18 protein-coding genes are annotated in these 19704 nt (G+C 68.6%); all 18 read left to right on the top strand.

Going from position 1 to position 19704, the window contains the following annotated elements; all coding sequences use genetic code 11:
• Window positions 1-12 precede the first annotated feature (12 nt).
• Window positions 13-1203: an NADH-quinone oxidoreductase subunit D gene (locus J3A75_RS14605; RefSeq protein ID WP_070999425.1), complete on the top strand. Its 1191-nt coding sequence runs from the start codon at window positions 13-15 to the stop codon at window positions 1201-1203.
• Window positions 1204-1213: 10 nt separating this feature from the next.
• Window positions 1214-2587, top strand: coding sequence for an NADH-quinone oxidoreductase subunit NuoE (gene nuoE / locus J3A75_RS14600; RefSeq protein WP_024830237.1), 1374 nt, complete (start codon window positions 1214-1216; stop codon window positions 2585-2587).
• Window positions 2588-2596: 9 nt separating this feature from the next.
• Entirely contained in the window at window positions 2597-3898 is a 1302-nt protein-coding gene (gene nuoF / locus J3A75_RS14595) for an NADH-quinone oxidoreductase subunit NuoF (protein ID WP_012319032.1), read from the top strand.
• Between the two features lie 28 nt (window positions 3899-3926).
• Window positions 3927-4112 (top strand): hypothetical protein, encoded by a 186-nt coding sequence (locus J3A75_RS14590; protein WP_308630469.1) that lies wholly within the window; start codon window positions 3927-3929, stop codon window positions 4110-4112.
• Between the two features lie 10 nt (window positions 4113-4122).
• Window positions 4123-6204 (top strand): NADH-quinone oxidoreductase subunit NuoG, encoded by a 2082-nt coding sequence (gene nuoG / locus J3A75_RS14585; RefSeq protein ID WP_070999424.1) that lies wholly within the window; start codon window positions 4123-4125, stop codon window positions 6202-6204.
• Window positions 6205-6217: 13 nt separating this feature from the next.
• The gene (nuoH, locus tag J3A75_RS14580; RefSeq protein WP_012319029.1) at window positions 6218-7240 is read left to right on the top strand and encodes an NADH-quinone oxidoreductase subunit NuoH; all 1023 of its coding nucleotides are present in this window, start codon (window positions 6218-6220) and stop codon (window positions 7238-7240) included.
• Window positions 7241-7268: 28 nt separating this feature from the next.
• A complete protein-coding gene (gene nuoI, locus J3A75_RS14575) occupies window positions 7269-7757 on the top strand; it encodes an NADH-quinone oxidoreductase subunit NuoI (RefSeq protein WP_007560744.1) in 489 nt (162 codons plus the stop codon).
• 222 nt (window positions 7758-7979) lie between these two features.
• Window positions 7980-8600 (top strand): NADH-quinone oxidoreductase subunit J, encoded by a 621-nt coding sequence (locus J3A75_RS14570; protein ID WP_024830239.1) that lies wholly within the window; start codon window positions 7980-7982, stop codon window positions 8598-8600.
• Between the two features lie 22 nt (window positions 8601-8622).
• Window positions 8623-8928, top strand: a complete 306-nt coding sequence (gene nuoK / locus J3A75_RS14565; RefSeq protein WP_010686008.1) for an NADH-quinone oxidoreductase subunit NuoK — start codon at window positions 8623-8625, stop codon at window positions 8926-8928.
• A 37-nt stretch (window positions 8929-8965) separates the two neighbouring features.
• Window positions 8966-9238 carry a hypothetical protein gene (locus J3A75_RS14560; RefSeq protein ID WP_139342601.1) on the top strand — a complete coding sequence of 91 codons (273 nt, stop codon included), beginning with the start codon at window positions 8966-8968 and terminating at the stop codon, window positions 9236-9238.
• A gap of 75 nt (window positions 9239-9313) precedes the next feature.
• On the top strand, window positions 9314-11422 hold the full coding sequence (gene nuoL, locus J3A75_RS14555) for an NADH-quinone oxidoreductase subunit L (RefSeq protein ID WP_070999422.1): 2109 nt from the start codon (window positions 9314-9316) through the stop codon (window positions 11420-11422).
• Window position 11423: 1 nt separating this feature from the next.
• Entirely contained in the window at window positions 11424-12944 is a 1521-nt protein-coding gene (locus tag J3A75_RS14550) for an NADH-quinone oxidoreductase subunit M (protein ID WP_012319026.1), read from the top strand.
• Window positions 12945-12954: 10 nt separating this feature from the next.
• The gene (nuoN, locus tag J3A75_RS14545) at window positions 12955-14400 is read left to right on the top strand and encodes an NADH-quinone oxidoreductase subunit NuoN (RefSeq protein ID WP_012319025.1); all 1446 of its coding nucleotides are present in this window, start codon (window positions 12955-12957) and stop codon (window positions 14398-14400) included.
• Between the two features lie 7 nt (window positions 14401-14407).
• A complete protein-coding gene (locus J3A75_RS14540; RefSeq protein WP_070999421.1) occupies window positions 14408-15211 on the top strand; it encodes a biotin--[acetyl-CoA-carboxylase] ligase in 804 nt (267 codons plus the stop codon).
• A 16-nt stretch (window positions 15212-15227) separates the two neighbouring features.
• Window positions 15228-16901, top strand: coding sequence for a ribonuclease J (locus J3A75_RS14535; protein ID WP_012319023.1), 1674 nt, complete (start codon window positions 15228-15230; stop codon window positions 16899-16901).
• A 269-nt stretch (window positions 16902-17170) separates the two neighbouring features.
• On the top strand, window positions 17171-17575 hold the full coding sequence (gene mce, locus J3A75_RS14530; RefSeq protein WP_012319022.1) for a methylmalonyl-CoA epimerase: 405 nt from the start codon (window positions 17171-17173) through the stop codon (window positions 17573-17575).
• A 5-nt stretch (window positions 17576-17580) separates the two neighbouring features.
• Window positions 17581-17907, top strand: coding sequence for a DUF1467 family protein (locus tag J3A75_RS14525; RefSeq protein ID WP_024830242.1), 327 nt, complete (start codon window positions 17581-17583; stop codon window positions 17905-17907).
• A gap of 466 nt (window positions 17908-18373) precedes the next feature.
• On the top strand, window positions 18374-19699 hold the full coding sequence (gene proS / locus J3A75_RS14520) for a proline--tRNA ligase (protein WP_012319020.1): 1326 nt from the start codon (window positions 18374-18376) through the stop codon (window positions 19697-19699).
• The last annotated feature ends 5 nt before the right edge of the window (window positions 19700-19704 follow it).

Genomic DNA, 19704 nt, shown 5'->3' with positions numbered 1-19704 from the left:
CGGAGACCGTCCGTGACCGAACACAACATCCGCAACTTCGCGATCAACTTCGGCCCGCAGCACCCGGCGGCGCACGGGGTGCTGCGCCTCGTGCTCGAACTCGACGGCGAGGTGGTCGAGCGGGTCGACCCGCATATCGGGCTGCTCCACCGCGGCACCGAGAAGCTGATCGAGTACAAGACCTACCTGCAGGCGACGCCCTATTTCGACCGGCTCGACTACGTGTCGCCGATGAACCAGGAGCACGCCTTCTGCCTGGCGATCGAGAAGCTCGCCGGGATCGAGGTGCCGCGGCGCGCGCAGCTGATCCGCGTGCTGTTCTGCGAGATCGGCCGCCTGCTGTCGCACCTGCTCAACGTCACCACGCAGGCGATGGACGTCGGCGCCCTCACGCCCCCGCTCTGGGGCTTCGAGGAGCGCGAGAAGCTGATGATCTTCTACGAGCGGGCCTCCGGCGCCCGGCTCCACGCCAACTACTTCCGGCCGGGCGGCGTCCACCAGGACCTGCCGCCGAAGCTCATCGACGACATCGACGCGTTCTGCGACCCGTTCCTGCAGGTCGTCCAGGACCTCGACGACCTCGTCATGGCCAACCGCATCTTCAAGCAGCGCAACGTCGATATCGGCATCGTGTCGGTGGACGAGGCGATGCAGTGGGGCTTCTCGGGCGTGATGGTGCGCGGCTCGGGCATCCCGTGGGACCTGCGCAAGGCGCAGCCCTACGAGTGCTACGAGGAGATGGAATTCGACGTCCCCGTCGGGAAGAACGGCGACACCTACGATCGCCAGGTGATCCGCATGGAGGAGATGCGCCAGTCGGTGCGCATCATGAAGCAGTGCATCGCCAAGCTGCGCGAGCCCGCCGGCCAGGGGCCGATCGCCTCCGTCGACGGCAAGTTCGCGCCGCCGCCGCGCCGGGAGATGAAGCGCTCGATGGAGGCGCTCATCCACCACTTCAAGCTCTACACCGAGGGCTTCCACGTGCCCGAGGGCGAGGTCTACGCCGCGGTCGAGGCGCCGAAGGGCGAGTTCGGCGTGTATCTGGTGTCCGACGGCACCAACAAGCCGTATCGCTGCAAGATCCGCGCGCCGGGCTTCGCGCATCTTCAGGCGATGGACTGGATGTGCCGCGGGCACCTCTTAGCCGACGTGTCCTGCGTGCTCGGCACGCTCGACATCGTGTTCGGCGAAGTGGATCGGTAAGACAGAAGCGATGGCAAACCGCAGACTCGCCCCCGCCTCGGAGCAGCCCGAGAGCTTCGCGTTCTCCCCCGAGAACGCCGAGTGGGCCAGGACCCAGATCGCAAAGTACCCGGAAGGCCGTCAGGCCTCCGCGGTGATCTCGCTGCTCTGGCGGGCGCAGGAGCAGAACGGCGGCTGGCTGCCGCGCGCGGCCATCGAGGCTGTGGCGGCCGAGCTCGGCATGCCGAACATCCGCGTGCTGGAGGTGGCGACCTTCTACACGATGTTCGCCCTGGAGCCGGTCGGGCGGTTCTGGATCCAGGTCTGCGGCACGGTCCCGTGCGATTCCTGCGGCGCGCGGGGCCTCAAGGAGATGCTCCAGGCCCGCCTCGGACCGGCCGGCCACGTCTCGGCCGACGGCAACTTCTCGTGGCTCGAGGTCGAGTGCCTCGGCGCCTGCTGCAACGCGCCGATGGTCCAGATCAACCAGGATTACTACGAGGACCTGACGCCCGAGTCCCTCGGCCAGCTGATGGACGACCTCGCCGCCGGCCGGCCCGTGAAGGTCGGCTCGCAGACTGGGCGCGTCTCGTCCGAGCCCCAGGGCGCCGTGAACACCCTCACCGACCCGACACTGTTCGACGGGTCGCGGGTCGGCGCGTGGCGCAAGCGCTTCGAGGAGGCCGGCAAGGCCGAGGAGCCGGCCGCCGCGCCGGTGTCCAAGACCGGCGAGGCGGCCTCCGGAACCCAGCAGGCCGCCGAGAACCCGAAGCCGGCCCGGCCCGACGCCGGCCGCCCGGTGGAGCGTTCCGTGAGCGACGCCCCGGCCCAGCGCGCCGCCGGCGGCGAGACGCCGGTCAAGCCCGAGGATCGCGCGGACGCGGCCGAGCGCGGCCGGTCCACCGCCAAGCACGGCGCCGCCCGCCAGGGCGACGCGGACGTGCTCGACTCGCCGGCCAAGCGCGTCGCCGAGGGCGAGCCCGCGGCCGGCGAGCAGGGCCACCAGGCGGTGCCGGACCGCGACGCCGTCCCGCAGCAGCCGGAAGCCTCTGGGGCCAGCGAGGGCGAGATGGCGGCCGAGGCCGAGGAGGCCCGCATCGCCGGCGCCCTCGCGGCCCTGCCGAAGGACGCCAGCCCCGAGCAGAAGGCGGACGCCGTGGGCAAGCGCCCGCCGGGCCTCGACGCGGCCCGCGCCGGGAAGCCGGACGAGCTGACGCGCATCAAGGGCATCGGCCCGGGCAACAGCCAGCGCCTGAACGGGCTCGGCATCTACCACTTCGACCAGATTGCCGCCTGGTCCCGCGACGAGATCGCCTGGGTCGGCACCTACCTCGCGTTCCCGGGTCGCATCGACCGCGAGAACTGGGTGGGGCAGGCCAAGGCCCTGTCGGCGCCGGCTCAGTGAGGACCTGACATGCTGTCGGATCAGGATCGCATCTTCACCAACCTCTACGGGCTGCACTCGCCGGGCCTGGAGGCCGCCAAGAAGCGCGGCGCGTGGGACGGGACCAAGTTCCTCCTGGAGCAGGGCCGCGACTGGATCATCGAGGAGATGAAGGCCTCGGGCCTGCGCGGCCGCGGCGGCGCGGGCTTCCCCACCGGCCTCAAGTGGTCGTTCATGCCCAAGAAGTCGGACGGGCGCCCGCACTACCTCGTGGTCAACGCCGACGAGTCGGAGCCGGGCACCTGCAAGGACCGGGAGATCATGCGGCACGATCCGCATCTCCTGATCGAGGGCTGCATGCTGGCCTGCTTCGCGATGAACGCGCATGCCTGCTACATCTACATCCGCGGCGAGTACGTCGCCGAGAAGCACGCGCTCCAAAAGGCCGTGGACGAGGCCTACGCGGCCCGGCTCGTCGGCCAGTCGAACGTGCACGACTACCCGTTCGACATCTACGTCCACCACGGCGCGGGCGCCTATATCTGCGGCGAGGAGACGGCGCTCATCGAGAGCCTGGAGGGCAAGAAGGGGATGCCGCGGCTGAAGCCGCCGTTCCCCGCCAATATGGGCCTCTACGGCTGCCCCACGACCGTGAACAACGTCGAGTCGATCGCGGTCGCCGGCACGATCCTGCGCCGGGGCGGCGCGTGGTTCGCCGGCCTCGGCGGCAAGAACAACACCGGCACCAAGCTCTTCTGCGTCTCCGGGCACGTCAACAAGCCGTGCAACGTCGAGGAGGAGCTCGGCATCACCTTCCGCGAACTCATCGACCGCCATTGCGGCGGCATGCGCGGCGGCTGGGACAACCTGCTGTGCTCGATCCCGGGCGGCTCCTCGGTGCCGCTGGTGCCGGCCGAGCAGATCGTCGACGCCAAGATGGACTTCGACACCCTGCGCAACCTGGGTTCCGGCCTCGGCACGGCGGCGGTGATCGTCCTCGACAAGTCCACCGACATCGTCGCGGCGATCACGCGGATCTCGTACTTCTACAAGCACGAGTCCTGCGGCCAGTGCACGCCCTGCCGCGAGGGCACCGGCTGGATGTGGCGGGTGATGCAGCGCATGACCGAGGGCCGCGCGCAGAAGCGCGAGATCGACATGCTGTTCGAGGTCACCAAGCAGATCGAGGGTCACACGATCTGCGCGCTCGGCGACGCGGCGGCCTGGCCGATCCAGGGCCTGATCCGGCACTTCCGCCCGGAGATCGAGAAGCGCATCGACCGCTACACCGCCAACCCGCACAGCGAGCCTGTGCCGATGGCCGCGGAGTGATCCGATGACGAGCCAGCCTGACAACCTGATGCTCGTGTACCTGCGGCGGATCGACGAGAAGGTCGATCGCCTCAGCGATGATGTCCGAGAACTGAAAGGCCGCATGGCCGCGGTCGAAGAGAATCTGGCTGGCGTCCACCGGCGGATCGACAGGGTCGAGCTTCGCATCGAGCGGATCGAGCGACGCCTCGATCTCGCCGACGCCCCGCACTGAGATTGCACCGATGACAAAAATCCTCGTCGACGGCACCGAGGTCGACGTCCCCGCCGATTACACGCTGCTCCAGGCCTGCGAGGCCGCGGGGGCCGAGATCCCGCGCTTCTGCTTCCACGAGCGCCTGTCGATCGCCGGCAATTGCCGCATGTGCCTCGTCGAGCTGAAGGGCGCGCCGAAGCCGGTGGCCTCCTGCGCCTATGCGGTGAAGGATTGCCGCCCCGGCCCGAACGGCGAGCCGCCGGAGGTGCTGACCCGCTCGCAGGGCACCAAGAAGGCGCGGGAAGGGGTGATGGAGTTCCTCCTCATCAACCACCCCCTCGACTGCCCGATCTGCGACCAGGGCGGCCACTGCGACCTGCAGGACCAGGCCATGGCCTACGGGGTCGATTCGACCCGATACACGGAGAACAAGCGCGCGGTCGAGGAGAAGCATATCGGGCCGCTGGTGCGAACCGCGATGAACCGCTGCATCCACTGCACCCGCTGCGTGCGCTTCCTCGCCGAGGTGGCGGGCGTGCCCGACCTCGGCGCCATCGGTCGCGGCGAGGACATGGAGATCACCAGCTACCTCGAGCAGTCGATGGCCTCGGAGCTCCAGGGCAACGTCGCCGACCTCTGCCCGGTCGGCGCCCTCGTGCACCGGCCACAGAGCTACAACGTCCGCCCCTGGGAGCTGAACAAGACCGAGTCGGTCGACGTGATGGACGCGGTCGGCTCGTCGATCCGCATCGACACCCGCGGCCGCGAGGTCATGCAGATCGAGCCGCGGATCAGCGAGGAGATCAACGAGGAGTGGATCTCCGACAAGACGCGCTACCACATCGACGGGCTGCGGATGCAGCGCCTCGACCGGCCCTACCTGCGCGAGAACGGTCGCCTGCGTCCCGCCTCCTGGGGTGAGGCGTTCCAGGCCATTGCCGCCCGGGTGAAGGGCGCGGATCCGAAGCGCGTCGGCGCTGTGGTCGGCGACCTCGCGGGCGTCGAGGAGATCTTCGCGCTCCGCGAGCTGATGAAGGGTCTCGGCTCGCCGAACCTCGACTGCCGCCAGACCGATGCCGGCCTCGACCCGGCGCTCGGCCGCGCCTCCTACATCTTCAACCCGACGATCGCGGGCCTCGAGGCCGCGGACGCGATCCTGATCGTCGGCGCCAACCCGCGCACCGAGGCCTCGCTGCTGAACGTGCGGATCCGCAAGCGCTGGCGCATGGCGCCGCTGGCGGTGGGCGTGATCGGCGAGCCGGTCGACCTGACCTATCCGAGCCACTACATCGGCGCCGGCCCCGATTCGCTGGCGGCGCTCGCCCGCGGCGAGCACAGCTTCCTCGACGTGCTCAAGGAGGCCAAGGCGCCGCTCGTGATCGTCGGCGCGAGCGCCGCGCCGGACGTCCTGGCCGCTGCAGCCTCCCTCGCGAAGGAGATCGGCGCGGTCTCGGCCGAGTGGAACGGCTTCGGCGTGCTGCACACGGCCGCTGCCCGGGTCGGGGCGCTCGATCTCGGCTTCGTGCCGGGGGAGGGCGGATTGACCTTCGCGCAGATGCTGGAGCCCGGCGCCCTCGACGTCCTGTTCAACCTCGGCGCCGACGAGCGTGACGTCGCCCCGGGCGCTTTCGTGGTCTACCAGGGCAGCCACGGAGATCGCGGGGCCTCCCGCGCCGACGTGATCCTGCCGGGGGCCGCCTATAGCGAGAAGTCGGCGACCTGGGTGAACACGGAAGGCCGGGTCCAGATGGGCAACCGCGCCGCCTTCCCGCCGGGCGACGCCCGCGAGGATTGGGCGATCCTCCGCGCCCTCTCGGACGTGCTGGGCAAGCGCCTGCCGTTCGACTCGCTCACCGCCCTCCGCCGGGCGCTCTACGCCGCCCACCCGCATCTGGCGGCGATCGGGGCCGTGGAGCCCGGCACCGTCGCGGAAGCGGTCGACCGGCTCGCCGGTCTCGGCGGCTCCGCGACCGGACCGGCCTTCGCGTCGCCGGTGACCGACTTCTACCTCACCAACCCGATCGCCCGCGCCTCGCGCATCCTCGCGGAGTGCTCGCGCCTCGCCCGGGAGCGTGCCGCCGAGGCGCGGCCCCTCGCGGCGGCCGAGTAGGAGCTCAAGACCGATGACGCCGCTCGAAATCCTCGGGACCGTGCTCCTGATCGTGCTGAAGAGCTTCGTGCTCCTCTCGGCGCTCCTCGTGTTCATCGCCTACGCGCTGCTCGCCGACCGGAAGATCTGGGCGGCGGTGCAGCTCCGGCGCGGCCCGAACGTGGTCGGGCCGTTCGGCCTGTTCCAGTCCTTCGCCGACCTGATCAAGTTCGTGATCAAGGAGCCGGTGATCCCGGCGGGCGCCAACAAGGCGATCTACCTGCTGGCGCCGCTGGTCTTCGCGATGCTCGCCCTGTCGAGCTGGGCGGTGATCCCGCTCGCCGACGGCTGGGCGATCGCCGACATCAACGTCGGCATTACCTACATCTTCGCGATCTCGTCGCTCGGCGTGTACGGCGTCATCATGGGCGGCTGGGCGTCGAACTCGAAATACGCGTTCCTCGGCGCGCTCCGCTCGGCGGCGCAGATGATCTCGTACGAGGTGTCGCTCGGCTTCGTGATCATCTGCGTGCTACTCTGCGCCGGCTCGCTCAACCTCTCGCGCATCGTCATGGCGCAGGACACCAGTCTCGGGATCTTCGGCTGGTACTGGCTGTGGCTGTTCCCGATGTTCGTGGTGTTCTTCGTCTCGGCGCTCGCCGAGACCAACCGCCCGCCCTTCGACCTGCCGGAGGCCGAGTCGGAGCTCGTGGCCGGCTACATGGTCGAGTATTCCTCGACCCCGTACCTGCTGTTCATGCTCGGCGAGTACGTCGCCATCATGAGCATGTGCGCCCTCGGGACCATCCTGTTCATGGGCGGCTGGCTGTCCCCGATCCCGTTCGCGCCCTTCACCTGGGTGCCGGGCGTGATCTGGTTCACCCTGAAGGCCAGCTTCCTGTTCTTCCTGTTCGCGATGGTGAAGTCCATCGTGCCCCGCTACCGCTACGATCAGCTCATGCGCCTCGGCTGGAAGGTCTTCCTGCCGATCTCCCTGATCTCGGTCGTCGTCGTCGCCTTCGTGCTCAAGCTGACCGGCCTCGCGCCGGGCGCCTGAGCCCACCCTTCGCATCGGAGATCCGGGCATGAAGCTCGATCAGGTCGCCAAGAGCCTTCTCCTGAAGGAGTTCGTGTCGGGGATGATCCTCGGCATGCGCTACTTCTTCAAGCCGAAGGCCACGATCAACTACCCCTTCGAGATGGGCCACCGCGGCCCGCGCTTCCGGGGCGAGCACGCCCTGCGCCGCTACCCCAACGGCGAGGAGCGCTGCATCGCCTGCAAGCTCTGCGAGGCGATCTGCCCGGCGCAGGCGATCACCATCGAGGCGGGCCCCCGCCGCAACGACGGCACACGCCGGACGACGCGCTACGACATCGACATGGTGAAGTGCATCTACTGCGGCATGTGCCAGGAGGCCTGCCCGGTGGACGCCATCGTCGAGGGCCCCAACTTCGAATTCTCGGTGGAGACCCGGGAGGAGCTTCTCTACGACAAGCAGAAGCTCCTGCTGAACGGCGACCGCTGGGAGCGTGAGATCGCCCGCAACATCGCGATGGACGCGCCGTATCGCTGACGCGTCGTCCCGAAGGGCGGCCGCCGGCTTTCGGAAGAAGATGATGCGAGAACAAGCCTTTAGAGCACCGTGCCGGTTCCCGTTTCCGGTGCGATCCTCTAGAGCCATGCCGGGGGCGCTGTTGTGCCCCCGCCGACCGGGTTCTATAGACGGGCCGCCCGCTGCGGACCGTCTCCACGCACGGCAGAAGGGGCCGCTCCGGCGGCCGATCCCGACCAGCGCATGACCGCAGCAGCCGCCTTCTTCTATCTGTTCGCGAGCATCACGGTCGCGTCGGGCTTCATGGTGATCGCCTCGCGCAATCCCGTCGCCTCGGTGCTGTTCCTGATCCTCGCCTTCGTGAACGCCGCCGGACTGTTCGTCCTGATGGGCGCCGAGTTCCTCGCGATGATCCTCGTGGTCGTCTACGTCGGCGCGGTCGCGGTCCTGTTCCTGTTCGTCGTGATGATGCTCGACGTCGATTTCGCCGAGCTGCGCCAGGGCTTCCAGCAATACTTGCCGATTGGCGCCCTGATCGGCGCGATCTTCCTGGTCGAGTTGCTGCTGGTCGTCGGCTCGTGGAGCATCGACCCGGGCCTCGTCCAGGCCCCGCTCGGCAACGTCGCGGCCGCCGAGAACCTCACCAACGCCCAGGCGCTCGGCCGGGTGATCTACACGGACTACGCCTACTTCTTCCAGCTCGCCGGCCTGATCCTGCTGGTCGCCATGATCGGCGCGATCGTGCTGACGCTGCGCGACCGGCCGGGCGTCAAGCGCCAGAACATCGCGGTCCAGAACGCCCGCACCCAGGCCATGGCGGTGGAGACCCGCAAGGTCCCGTCGCGCCAGGGTGTCGAGGTCTGATGATCGCCCGGAGATTCGAACGATGATCGGCCTGAGCCACTATCTCACCGTCGCGGCGATCCTGTTCACGCTCGGCGTGCTCGGCATCTTCATCAACCGCAAGAACATCATCGTCATCCTGATGTCGGTCGAGCTGATCCTGCTCTCGGTCAACATCAACCTCGTCGCCTTCTCGACGCAGCTGAACGACATCACCGGACAGGTCTTCGCCCTGTTCGTGCTGACCGTCGCGGCCGCCGAATCGGCGATCGGCCTCGCCATCCTGGTGGTGTTCTTCCGCAACCGCGGCTCGATCGCGGTGGAGGACGTGAGCATGATGAAAGGGTGATTCGGTGTCGGCCGCTCGCTGCATCGCAGCCGGTGTCATGGCCTTAGCCGTGTTCGACGGCTCTGTTGGTGCGGGCCTCCCGCCCAGCAATCCGGCGAAGGCAGATGATCTCAGCTCCGTCGCATCGAAAAAGCCGACGCAAGATGATGTCTACGATTTCGACCCGCGACCTCGGCGCGACCGCCCAAATCGTGAACGCATCTACGAGATTGGCGAGGCCGTGCCGTGCAACGAATGCGAGTTTTCGAAGCGAAACCCCGACGGCAGCGTCACGCATTGGTTCAAAATGTGCGGCTGCGGGAGATTTTGAGTCCATCGATGCGGGTCAATGACGGAACTGCATTGCCGGCCGGTCGAACGATCGAACTGAGGACCTACGAGTAGGATGTATCACGCGATCGTCTTCTTCCCGCTTATCGGCTTCCTGATTGCCGGCTTGTTCGGCCGGTACATCGGGGCGCGGGCCTGCGAGTACATCACCACGGCGTTCCTCGCCTTCACGGCGCTGATCGCCTGGGGCGTGTTCCTCGACGGCGGCCACGCCGAGCGGGTGCAGGTTGCGTCCTGGTTCTCGGCCGGCGACCTGCAGGTCGACTGGGCCTTCAAGGTCGACACCCTGACGCGGGTGATGCTGGTCGTCGTGACCACCGTCTCGACCCTCGTGCACCTCTACTCCGTGGGCTACATGGAGGAGGACCCGCACCGGCCGCGCTTCTTCGCCTACCTGTCGCTGTTCACCTTCGCCATGCTGATGCTGGTGACGGCCGACAACCTCGTGCAGATGTTCTTCGGCTGGGAGGGCGTGGGCCTCGCCTCCTACCTGCTGATCGGGTTCTGGTACGAGAAGCCCTCGGCCAACGCCGCCGCCATGAAGGCGTTCATCGTCAACCGCGTGGGCGATTTCGGCTTCTCCCTCGGCATCTTCCTGACCTTCGTGCTCACCGGCTCGGTGGCCTTCGACGCGATCTTCGGCAAGGTCGACGCGATCAAGACGCTCACCTTCCACTTCCTCGGCTACGACTGGAACGCACTGACCCTCGCCTGCCTGCTGCTGTTCATGGGCGCCATGGGCAAGTCGGCGCAGTTCCTGCTGCACACGTGGCTCCCGGACGCGATGGAGGGCCCGACACCGGTCTCGGCGCTGATCCACGCCGCCACCATGGTGACCGCGGGCGTGTTCATGGTCGCGCGCCTCTCGCCGCTCTTCGAGGAGGCGCCGAACGCGCTCATCGTCGTGACGGTGATCGGCGGCATCACGGCGTTCTTCGCGGCCACGATCGGGCTGGTGCAGAACGACATCAAGCGGGTGATCGCCTACTCGACCTGCTCGCAGCTCGGCTACATGTTCGTGGCGCTCGGCGTCGGCGCCTACTCGGCCGGCGTGTTCCACCTCTTCACCCACGCCTTCTTCAAGGCGCTGCTGTTCCTCGGGGCCGGCTCGGTCATCCACGCGATGCACCACGAGCAGGACATGCGGAACATGGGCGGCCTGCGCCGCTACATCCCCTACACCAGCGCCATGATGGCGATCGGCTCCCTGGCGCTGATCGGCTTCCCCTACACGGCCGGCTACTACTCGAAGGACGCGATCATCGAGGCCGCCTACGCGTCGACCCGGCCGGGCCACACCCTCGCCTTCCTGTGCGTCGTGGTGGCGGCGTTCTTCACCTCGTTCTACTCGTGGCGCCTGTTCTTCATGACCTTCGAGGGTCCGGCGCGCTGGGGCGCGCACGCGGCCCACGGTCACCACGACGCCCCCGCGGTCGCGCACTCTACCATGGCGCACGAGGCCGACGGCGCGCCGGGCCACACCGAGGGCGTCGCCCACGACGACAAGGGCCACGACGTCGAGCCGGCGCACAGGAGCGACCTCGTCGCCGACGACCATCACGGGCACGGCCACCACGGCGACCACACGCCCCACGAGAGCCCGCTGGTGATGACGGTCCCGCTGGCGATCCTCGCCTTCGGCGCGCTGTTCGCCGGGATCATCTTCCACAACCGCTTCATCGGCGAGGGGATGGACGCGTTCTGGGGCCACGCCCTGGCGCACGGGCCGAACAACCACATCATGCACGAGATCCACGAGGTCCCGGCTCTGGTCTCCTACTCGCCGCTCGTCATGCTGATCCTCGGCTTCGTGCTGGCCTACTGGATGTACATCCGCCGGCCGGAGCTTCCGGGCCAGCTCGCCGCGCAGCAGCCGTCGCTGTACCGGTTCCTGCTCAACAAGTGGTACTTCGACGAGATCTACGACCGGATCTTCGTCCGCCCGGCCAAGGATTTCGGCCTGTTCCTCTGGAAGGAGGGCGACGGCCGGATCATCGACGGCCTCGGCCCCAACGGCATCGCGGCGCGCGTCGTGGACGTGACCCGCGGGGTCGTCCGGCTCCAGACCGGCTACCTGTACCATTACGCCTTCGTGATGCTCATCGGCGTCGCCGGCCTGATCAGCTGGTACCTGATGTCCGGCCTGCCCAAGGGTGCTCACTGACATGCTCGGCCTCGGCATCCTCTCCGGCCTGCTGATCGTGCCGCTCTGCGGCGCGGCCTTCATCCTGACGCTGAACGGCGACGAGGAATCGGTCGCGCGCAACAGCCGCTGGGCCGCGCTCGCCACCACGGTGGTCACCTTCCTGCTCTCCCTGGTGGCCTGGAGCCGCTACGACGCCGCCTCGTCGAGCTTCCAGCTGGTGGAGAGCCACGCCTGGCTCACCGAGACGATCCGGTTCAAGCTCGGCGTCGACGGCTTCTCGATGCCGCTGATCCTGCTGACCACGTTCCTGATGCCGTTCTGCATCGGCGCCTCGTGGCACTCGATCCACTTCCGGGTGAAGGAGTACTTCGTCGCCTTCCTCGTCCTCGAGACGACGATGATCGGCGTGTTCGCCTCCCTCGACCTGCTGCTGTTCTACCTGTTCTTCGAGGCCGGCCTGATCCCGATGTTCCTGATCATCGGCATCTGGGGCGGGCAGCGCCGGATCTACGCGAGCTTCAAGTTCTTCCTCTACACCCTGCTCGGCTCGGTGCTGATGCTGCTCGCCGTGATGGCGATGTACTGGCAGGCCGGCACCACCGACATCCCGACCCTGCTGCAGTACCGCTTCCCGGTGCAGATGCAGACCTGGCTGTGGCTCGCCTTCTTCGCCTCGTTCGCGGTGAAGATGCCGATGTGGCCGGTCCACACCTGGCTGCCCGACGCCCACGTGGAGGCCCCCACCGCCGGCTCCGTGATCCTGGCCGGCATCCTCCTGAAGATGGGCGGCTACGGCTTTATCCGGATCTCGCTGCCGATGCTGCCGGTGGCGAGCCAGGAGTTCGCGCCCTTCGTCTTCGCCCTCTCGGTGATCGCGATCATCTTCACCTCGCTCACCGCGATGATGCAGACCGACATCAAGAAGCTGATCGCCTACTCGTCGGTGGCCCATATGGGCTTCGTGACGCTCGGCCTGTTCACCTTGAACGAGCAGGGCATCCAGGGCGCGCTGTTCCTGATGATCTCCCACGGCATCGTGTCGGGGGCGCTCTTCCTCTGCGTCGGCGTCGTCTACGACCGGATGCACACCCGCGAGATCGCCGCCTATGGCGGCCTCGTGAAGCGGATGCCGCTCTACGCCGTGGCCATGCTGATCTTCACCATGGCCAATGTCGGCCTGCCCGGCACCTCCGGCTTCGTCGGCGAGTTCCTGGCGATGCTCGGCGCCTTCAAGGCGAACCCGAACGTCGCGTTCTTCTCGACCTTCGGCATCATCCTGTCGGCGGCCTACGCCCTGTGGCTCTACGCCCGGGTGATCTACGGCAAGCTGGAGAAGCCGAACCTCCAGGGCATCCTGGATCTCGACACCCGTGAAAAGATCATCCTGGCGCCGCTGGTGGTGCTGACGATCTACTACGGCGTGCATCCGGCCCCGGTGCTCGACGTGTTCGCGCCCTCGACCGACGCGCTCATGGCGAGCATCAAGACCGCGCTCTCGAACACCCAGACGGCCGCCGCGGCGCTGCCGATCCCGCGCTGAGGCGGACACCATGACAACCGTCCACTCCGTCCTGCCGTCGCTGGCGCCGCTCCTGCCCGAGCTGATCCTCGGCGTCGGCGTCATGGTCCTGATCCTCTACGGCGCGTGGCGCGGCGACCGCTCCGCCGAGACCGTCAGCGTCGGCGCCCTGGTCCTGCTCCTCGTCGCCCTGTCGGTGGTGATCTCCCAGCCGGTCCACGGCCGGGTGACGACCCTGTCGGGGGCGTTCGTGTCGGACGCCTTCTCCAAGGTGATGAAGTCGCTGGTGCTGCTCGGCTCGTCGGCGACGATCCTGCTGGCGCACGACTTCTTCAAGCGCGAGCGCATCGACCGGTTCGAGTTCCCGGTGCTGATCGTGCTCTGCACCATCGGCATGATGGTCATGGTCTCGGCCAACGACCTGATCGCGCTCTATCTCGGTCTGGAGTTGCAGTCGCTCGCCGCCTACGTGATCGCCGCCTTCCACCGGGACGACGTGAAGTCCACCGAGGCCGGCCTCAAGTACTTCGTGCTCGGCGCGCTCTCGTCCGGCATGCTGCTCTACGGCGCCTCGCTGGTCTACGGCTTCACCGGCACCGTGTCGTTCCCCGGCATCGTCTCCGCGCTGAACGAGAATGCCGGCTTCGGCATCGTGCTCGGCATCGTGTTCCTGGCGGCCGGCGTCTGCTTCAAGCTGGCGGCCGTGCCGTTCCACATGTGGACGCCCGACGTCTACGAAGGCTCGCCGACCCCGGTGACGGCCTTCTTCGCCTCGGCGCCCAAGATGGCCGCCGTGGCGATGACGGTCCGCGTCTTTATCGGCGCCATGCCGGACGTGACGGCGATCTGGCAGCAGATCTTCATCTTCGTCTCGGTGGTGTCGATGGCGCTCGGCTCCTTCGCGGCGATCGGCCAGACCTCGATCAAGCGCCTGATGGCCTACTCGTCGATCGCCAATATCGGCTACGCGCTGATCGGGCTCGCCTGCGGCTCGGAGGAGGGGATCAGCGGGCTCGTCACCTACATGATCATCTACCTCGCGATGACCCTCGGCACCTTCGCGATCATCCTGTCGCTCCGGCGCCGGGACGTGATGTTCGAGAAGATCGAGGACCTGTCGGGCCTGTCGCGCACGCATCCGTGGCTGGCCTTCTGCCTCGCCGCGATGATGTTCTCGCTGGCCGGCATCCCGCCGCTCGCCGGGTTCTTCGCGAAGTTCTACGTCTTCGCCGCCGCCATCAAGGCGGGCCTCGTGACGCTGGCGGTGATCGGCGTCGTGACCAGCGTGGTCGGCGCCTACTACTACCTGCGCGTCGTGCGGATCATGTACTTCGACGAGCCGAAGGAGCCCTACGAGGCGATGGCGCCGGGCCTGCGCGTGGTGCTCGCCCTGTCGAGCGTCGTGGTGGTGCTGTTCTTCCTGCTGCCCGGCCCGCTGGTCGGCGCCGCCGGCCGGGCCGCCAAGTCGCTGTTCTAGGACGGCCTTGAGCTACCGACTCGGGCCCTCGGCGCGCGCCGAGGGCCACCGCCTGCACGTCCACGACACCCTCGGCTCCACCAACACGGAGGCCATGGCGCGCGCGCGCGCGGGCGAGACCGGCCCGCTCTGGGTCGTGACGCACCGCCAGGAGGCGGGCCGCGGCCGGCGCGGCAACAGCTGGGCCTCGCTTCCCGGGAACCTCGCGGCCAGCGTGCTCTGGCCCGTCGCCGGGGTCGCGCCGGACCACCTCGCCGAACTCGGCTTCGTGGCCGGCCTCGCCCTGATCGAGGCGCTGGAGGCGGCCTGCGGCACCCTGCCGGATACCGGATCCGGCGCCGGGGCCCGATCTTTTTGGCTGAAATGGCCGAACGACGTTCTGCTCGGCGGGGCGAAGCTCGCGGGTCTTCTCCTGGAGGCGGAGACGCTGCCCGGCGGCCGGCGCGCCGCCGTCATCGGCTTCGGCGTGAACGTCGCGGCCGCGCCGGACGGCCTGGAGGCCGCGAGCTTGGCGGCGGCGGGTTACGCGCGCGACGCCGAGGCGCTACTGGAACATCTCTCGGACCGGATGGCCGCGCGGGCGCGCGCCTGGGACCGAGGACGGAATTTCGCTGACCTGCGCGCGGCCTGGCTCGCGCGGGCCGCGGGTCTCGGATCGGAGATCGCGGTGCACAGCGGCGGGCACACCCTGCGGGGCGTGTTCGAGACGATCGACGAGGGGGGGCGGCTCGTGATCCTCGCCCCCGATGGGAACCGGCATACCGTGACGGCGGGCGAGGTGCATTTCGGATCGGCCGCGACGGCGGCCTGAGTTTGGACGACGACAGATGGTTAAAGGACAGGAGGAGCTGGTCTTCCTGCCGCTCGGCGGCGTGGGCGAGATCGGGATGAACGCGGCGCTCTACGGGTTCGGCCCGGAGAAGGGCCGGAAGTGGATCATGGTCGATTGCGGCATGGGCTTCGCCGGCGAGGAGCAGATGCCCGGCGTCGACCTGATGTTCCCCGACCTCTCCTTCATCGAGGAGCGGCGCAAGGACCTGCTGGGGATCTTCATCACCCACGCGCACGAGGACCATATCGGGGCGATCTCGGAACTGTGGCCCCGGCTCAAGGCGCCGGTCTACGCGACCCGCTTCGCCAAGAACCTGCTGGAGACCCGGCGCCTCTCCGAGCCCGGCGCCCCGAAGGTCGAGCTGCGGGAGGTGAAGCCCGGCCGGCGCGTGACCGTCGGCCCGTTCGAGCTCGAGTACGTGCCGGTCTCGCACTCCATCCCGGAATCGAACGCCATCGCCATCCGCACGGCGGCCGGTCTCGTCCTCCACACCGGCGACTGGAAGATCGACCCGACCCCGGTGGCCGGCTCCGTGACGTCGCCGGAGGCGTTCACGGCGCTCGGGGACGAGGGCGTTCTCGCGATCGTGTGCGACTCGACCAACGTCGTGCGCGAGGGCTTCTCGCCGAGCGAGAAGACCGTCGCCGAGACCCTGAAGACGCTGATCGCGGACGCGCCGCACCGGGTCGCGGTGACGACCTTCGCGTCGAACGTGGCCCGCATCCGCGCGGTCGCCGAGGCCGCCGCCGCCTGCGGGCGCGAGGTCATCGCGGTCGGCCGCGCCATGGACCGGGTTATCGACGTCGCCCGCGAGTGCGGCTACCTCGACGGCCTGCCCGAGTTCCGCCGCTCGGATTCGTGGAAGAGCCTGCCGCGGGAGCGCGTCGTCGCCCTGCTCACCGGCTCCCAGGGCGAGCCGCGGGCGGCGCTCGCCCGCGTCTCCCGCCGCGACCACCCGGATATCAGCCTCACCGCCGGCGACCAGGTGATCTTCTCCTCGCGCGCCATCCCGGGCAACGAGCGCGATGTCGGATCGATCATCAACGACCTGATCGAGCAGGGCGTCGAGGTGATCACCGACCGCACCGACCTCGTCCACGTCTCCGGCCACCCGCGCCGGGACGAGATGGTCGAGATGTACCGGTGGACCCGCCCGGGCACCGCGATCCCGGTCCACGGCGAGGCCCTGCACCTCGACGAGCATGCCCGCTTCGCCCGGGCGCAGGGCGTGCAGAACGTGGTCAAGGCCCGCAACGGCAGCCTGATCCGCCTGAGCCCCGGCAAGCCCGAGGTGATCGACCACGTGAAGGCCGGCCGCCTGTTCAAGGACGGCGACGTCCTGATCGACGAGAAGGACCGGGCGATCCCGGAGCGGCGCAAGCTGATGCAGGCCGGCCTGGTCTCGGTGGCGATCGCCATCGACGAGGACGGCGTCGTGCTCGGCGAGCCGGCCGTGGACATCATCGGCCTGCCGAACCGCGGCCGGTCCGGGGAGCCGCTGATCGAGACCGTGGTGGACGCGGTCTCCCGCACCCTCTCGGGGATGTCGCGGGGCAAGCTGAAGGACTCGGAGAGCGTCGAGAAGACGGTCGACCGGGCCGTGCGCACCGCGGTCAACGAGGTGTGGGGCAAGAAGCCGGCCTGCCACGTGCAGGTGGTGGAGGTGTGAGGCTGGCTGCCGATCGCGAGGCGCTGTAATCTGCAGCGCTTCGAGACAGCTGAAGTCTCTCATCGTCGGCCGGAGAAGACACAGGTTCCCTCTCCCGCGCGGGAGAGGGACAGGGCGAGGGGACAGGTTCGGCAGGAGAGGGCGTATCCCTCCCCCCAACCCTCTCCCGCACGGGAGAGGGGCAGGTCGCGTCCGGCCGCACGGGCGGAGCCTTCCCCGCGAACGAACAAAGCTCCCGGACAGGGAGCCAGCGCTGGGGAGGAAACACCATGATCGGCCGTCTCAACCACGTGGCCATCGCCGTGCAGGATCTCGACGCCGCCTGCGCGGTCTATCGCGACACGCTGGGTGCGAAGATCACCGCGCCCCTGCCGCAGCCCGAGCACGGCGTCACCGTCGTGTTCGTCGAGCTGCCGAACAGCAAGATCGAGCTGATGGCCCCCCTGGGCGAGGGCTCGCCGATCGAGTCCTTCGTGGCCCGCAACCCGGGCGGCGGCATCCATCACGTCTGCTACGAGGTCGACGACATCCTGGCCGCCCGCGACAAGCTCAAGGCGCAGGGCGCCCGGGTGCTCGGCACCGGCGAGCCGCGGATCGGCGCCCACGGCAAGCCGGTCCTGTTCCTGCATCCCAAGGACTTCCTGGGCACCCTGGTCGAGCTGGAGCAGGTGTGAGCCGGATGATGACCACGCTCGCCCGCTCGACGCCGATGACGCTGGCCGTCATCGCCGCGATGATCGCCGCCTTCGTGGCGGCGGCGGTGGGCCTGTTCAAGCTGACGGTGGGCGGCGCGATCGCCCTCTACTTCGTGGTCTGGTGGACGCTGCTCTTCGCGGTCCTGCCCCTGCGGAACCAGCCGGAGACGCGGCCCAGCCACGTGGTGCCGGGTCAGGATCCCGGCGCGCCGGCGGCGCCGCGGCTGCGCGAGAAGGCCATCTGGACGACGCTGGTCGCGGGGGCCGCCTTCCTGATCGCCTTGGCGGTGTTCCCGCTGACCGGGCTGTAGGACGGCCGGGAAACCTAGACGGGCGGAGGACCGTCGGGCGCCCCGACACCGCCCAGCCGACGGGTCCCAAGAATAAAAAAAGCAAGGCCCGAGGCCTTGCTTTCAAGCTTCAGTGGCTCGACCTTGAAATATCCCTCGCATTGGCTGCGGGGCGGTCGCTTTTCCTCCCGAGACTCGGACCTTGCGCCACCTCTTCCGGGCGTCGCAAACATCGCCGGACGCTTATAGGAACAACAATTCGTGTTGTCACCGGGTCTGCGAGAAAAATCTGCGCTTTCTTGCCGGCAAATGGGCATACCGCTTCCCGCCTAGGCAGCGGCCTCGCCGCGGCCGGGCCGCCGCCTCCGGTTCGCCGCGATTACGCCCCGCCGTGGTCGCGCAGTGCTTGTAATTTGCGTCTCCGGCGTGTTGTGTGCCGGCGCGCCGCGGCTCCTCCCGGTCGATCCTCTTCCAAGACTCCGAAGACATGCGTCTCTCCCGCTACTTCATGCCGACCTTGCGCGAGACGCCCAAGGAAGCCGAGATCGTCTCGCACCGGCTGATGCTGCGCGCCGGCCTGGTCCGCCAGGAAGCCGCCGGCATCTACGCCTGGCTGCCGCTGGGCCTGCGGGTGCTGGAGCGCGTCTGCGCGGTGATCCGGCGGGAGCAGGACCGGTCCGGCGCCGTCGAGATCCTGATGCCGACGGTGCAGTCCGCCGAGCTGTGGCGGGAATCCGGCCGCTACGACGCCTACGGCAAGGAGATGCTGCGCCTGAAGGACCGGCACGACCGCGAGATGCTCTACGGCCCCACCGCCGAGGAGATGGTCACCGAGATCTTCCGGGCGAGCGTGCGCTCCTACAAGGACCTGCCCAAGAACCTCTACCAGATCTCGTGGAAGTTCCGCGACGAGGTGCGGCCGCGCTTCGGCACGATGCGCTCCCGCGAGTTCCTGATGAAGGACGCCTACTCGTTCGACTTCGACCAGGCCGGCGCCCGCCACGCCTACAACCGGATGTTCGTGGCGTATCTGCGCACCTTCGCGGGCCTCGGCCTGAAGGCGATCCCGATGCGCGCCGATACCGGCCCGATCGGCGGCGACCTGTCCCACGAGTTCATCATCCTGGCGAAGACCGGCGAGAGCGAGGTCTTCTGCGACAAGGCCTATCTCGGCTTCGACATCCCGCCGGCGACCGTCGATTTCGACGACGTCGCCGCCCTGCAGGGCATCGTCGATGCCTGGACCTCGCACTACGCGGCCACCGAGGAGATGCACGAGCCGGCGGCCTTCGCGGAGGTCCCGGAGGACAGCCGCATGGCCGCCCGCGGCATCGAGGTCGGGCACATCTTCTATTTCGGAACGAAGTATTCCGAGCCGATGGGCGCCAAGGTCGCCGGTCCGGACGGGATCGAGCGGCCGGTCCACATGGGCTCCTACGGCATCGGGCCGAGCCGCCTGGTGGCGGCGATCATCGAGGCCAGCCACGACGAGGCCGGGATCATCTGGCCGGACGCGGTCGCGCCGTTCGACGTCGCGCTGATCAACCTCAAGGTCGGGGATTCCGCGACCGAAGCCGCCTGCGCGCAGATCCAGTCCGATCTCGAGGCCGCCGGCCTGTCGGTGCTCTACGACGACCGCGACGAGCGCCCCGGCGCGAAGTTCGCCACCGCCGACCTGATCGGCCTGCCCTGGCAGGTGATCGTCGGGCCCAAGGGCTTGGCGGAGGGCAAGGTCGAGCTGAAGCGGCGTGCCGGTGGCGAGCGCGAGAGCCTCGCGACCGTCGATCTGCTGGCACGCATCCGGCGCGTCTGAGGCGT

The sequence above is a fragment of the Methylobacterium sp. PvP105 genome, assembly GCF_017876975.1.
Taxonomy (GTDB): Bacteria; Pseudomonadota; Alphaproteobacteria; order Rhizobiales; family Beijerinckiaceae; genus Methylobacterium; species Methylobacterium radiotolerans.
Note: the sequence above shows the minus strand (reverse complement) of the source record. Positions and strands in the feature narration are given on the sequence as shown.

Bases quoted from the DNA above. Each gene is read 5' to 3' on its own strand.
- nuoH (WP_012319029.1), top strand. From the start codon at position 6,218: ATGACGCCGCTCGAAATCCTCGGGACCGTGCTCCTGATCGTGCTGAAG.
- nuoL (WP_070999422.1), top strand. From the start codon at position 9,314: ATGTATCACGCGATCGTCTTCTTCCCGCTTATCGGCTTCCTGATTGCC.
- proS (WP_012319020.1), top strand. From the start codon at position 18,374: ATGCGTCTCTCCCGCTACTTCATGCCGACCTTGCGCGAGACGCCCAAG.
- mce (WP_012319022.1), top strand. From the start codon at position 17,171: ATGATCGGCCGTCTCAACCACGTGGCCATCGCCGTGCAGGATCTCGAC.
- nuoF (WP_012319032.1), top strand. From the start codon at position 2,597: ATGCTGTCGGATCAGGATCGCATCTTCACCAACCTCTACGGGCTGCAC.
- J3A75_RS14535 (WP_012319023.1), top strand. From the start codon at position 15,228: ATGGTTAAAGGACAGGAGGAGCTGGTCTTCCTGCCGCTCGGCGGCGTG.
- nuoI (WP_007560744.1), top strand. From the start codon at position 7,269: ATGAAGCTCGATCAGGTCGCCAAGAGCCTTCTCCTGAAGGAGTTCGTG.
- nuoK (WP_010686008.1), top strand. From the start codon at position 8,623: ATGATCGGCCTGAGCCACTATCTCACCGTCGCGGCGATCCTGTTCACG.
- J3A75_RS14560 (WP_139342601.1), top strand. From the start codon at position 8,966: ATGGCCTTAGCCGTGTTCGACGGCTCTGTTGGTGCGGGCCTCCCGCCC.
- J3A75_RS14550 (WP_012319026.1), top strand. From the start codon at position 11,424: ATGCTCGGCCTCGGCATCCTCTCCGGCCTGCTGATCGTGCCGCTCTGC.
- nuoE (WP_024830237.1), top strand. From the start codon at position 1,214: ATGGCAAACCGCAGACTCGCCCCCGCCTCGGAGCAGCCCGAGAGCTTC.
- nuoN (WP_012319025.1), top strand. From the start codon at position 12,955: ATGACAACCGTCCACTCCGTCCTGCCGTCGCTGGCGCCGCTCCTGCCC.
- nuoG (WP_070999424.1), top strand. From the start codon at position 4,123: ATGACAAAAATCCTCGTCGACGGCACCGAGGTCGACGTCCCCGCCGAT.
- J3A75_RS14590 (WP_308630469.1), top strand. From the start codon at position 3,927: ATGCTCGTGTACCTGCGGCGGATCGACGAGAAGGTCGATCGCCTCAGC.
- J3A75_RS14570 (WP_024830239.1), top strand. From the start codon at position 7,980: ATGACCGCAGCAGCCGCCTTCTTCTATCTGTTCGCGAGCATCACGGTC.
- J3A75_RS14525 (WP_024830242.1), top strand. From the start codon at position 17,581: ATGATGACCACGCTCGCCCGCTCGACGCCGATGACGCTGGCCGTCATC.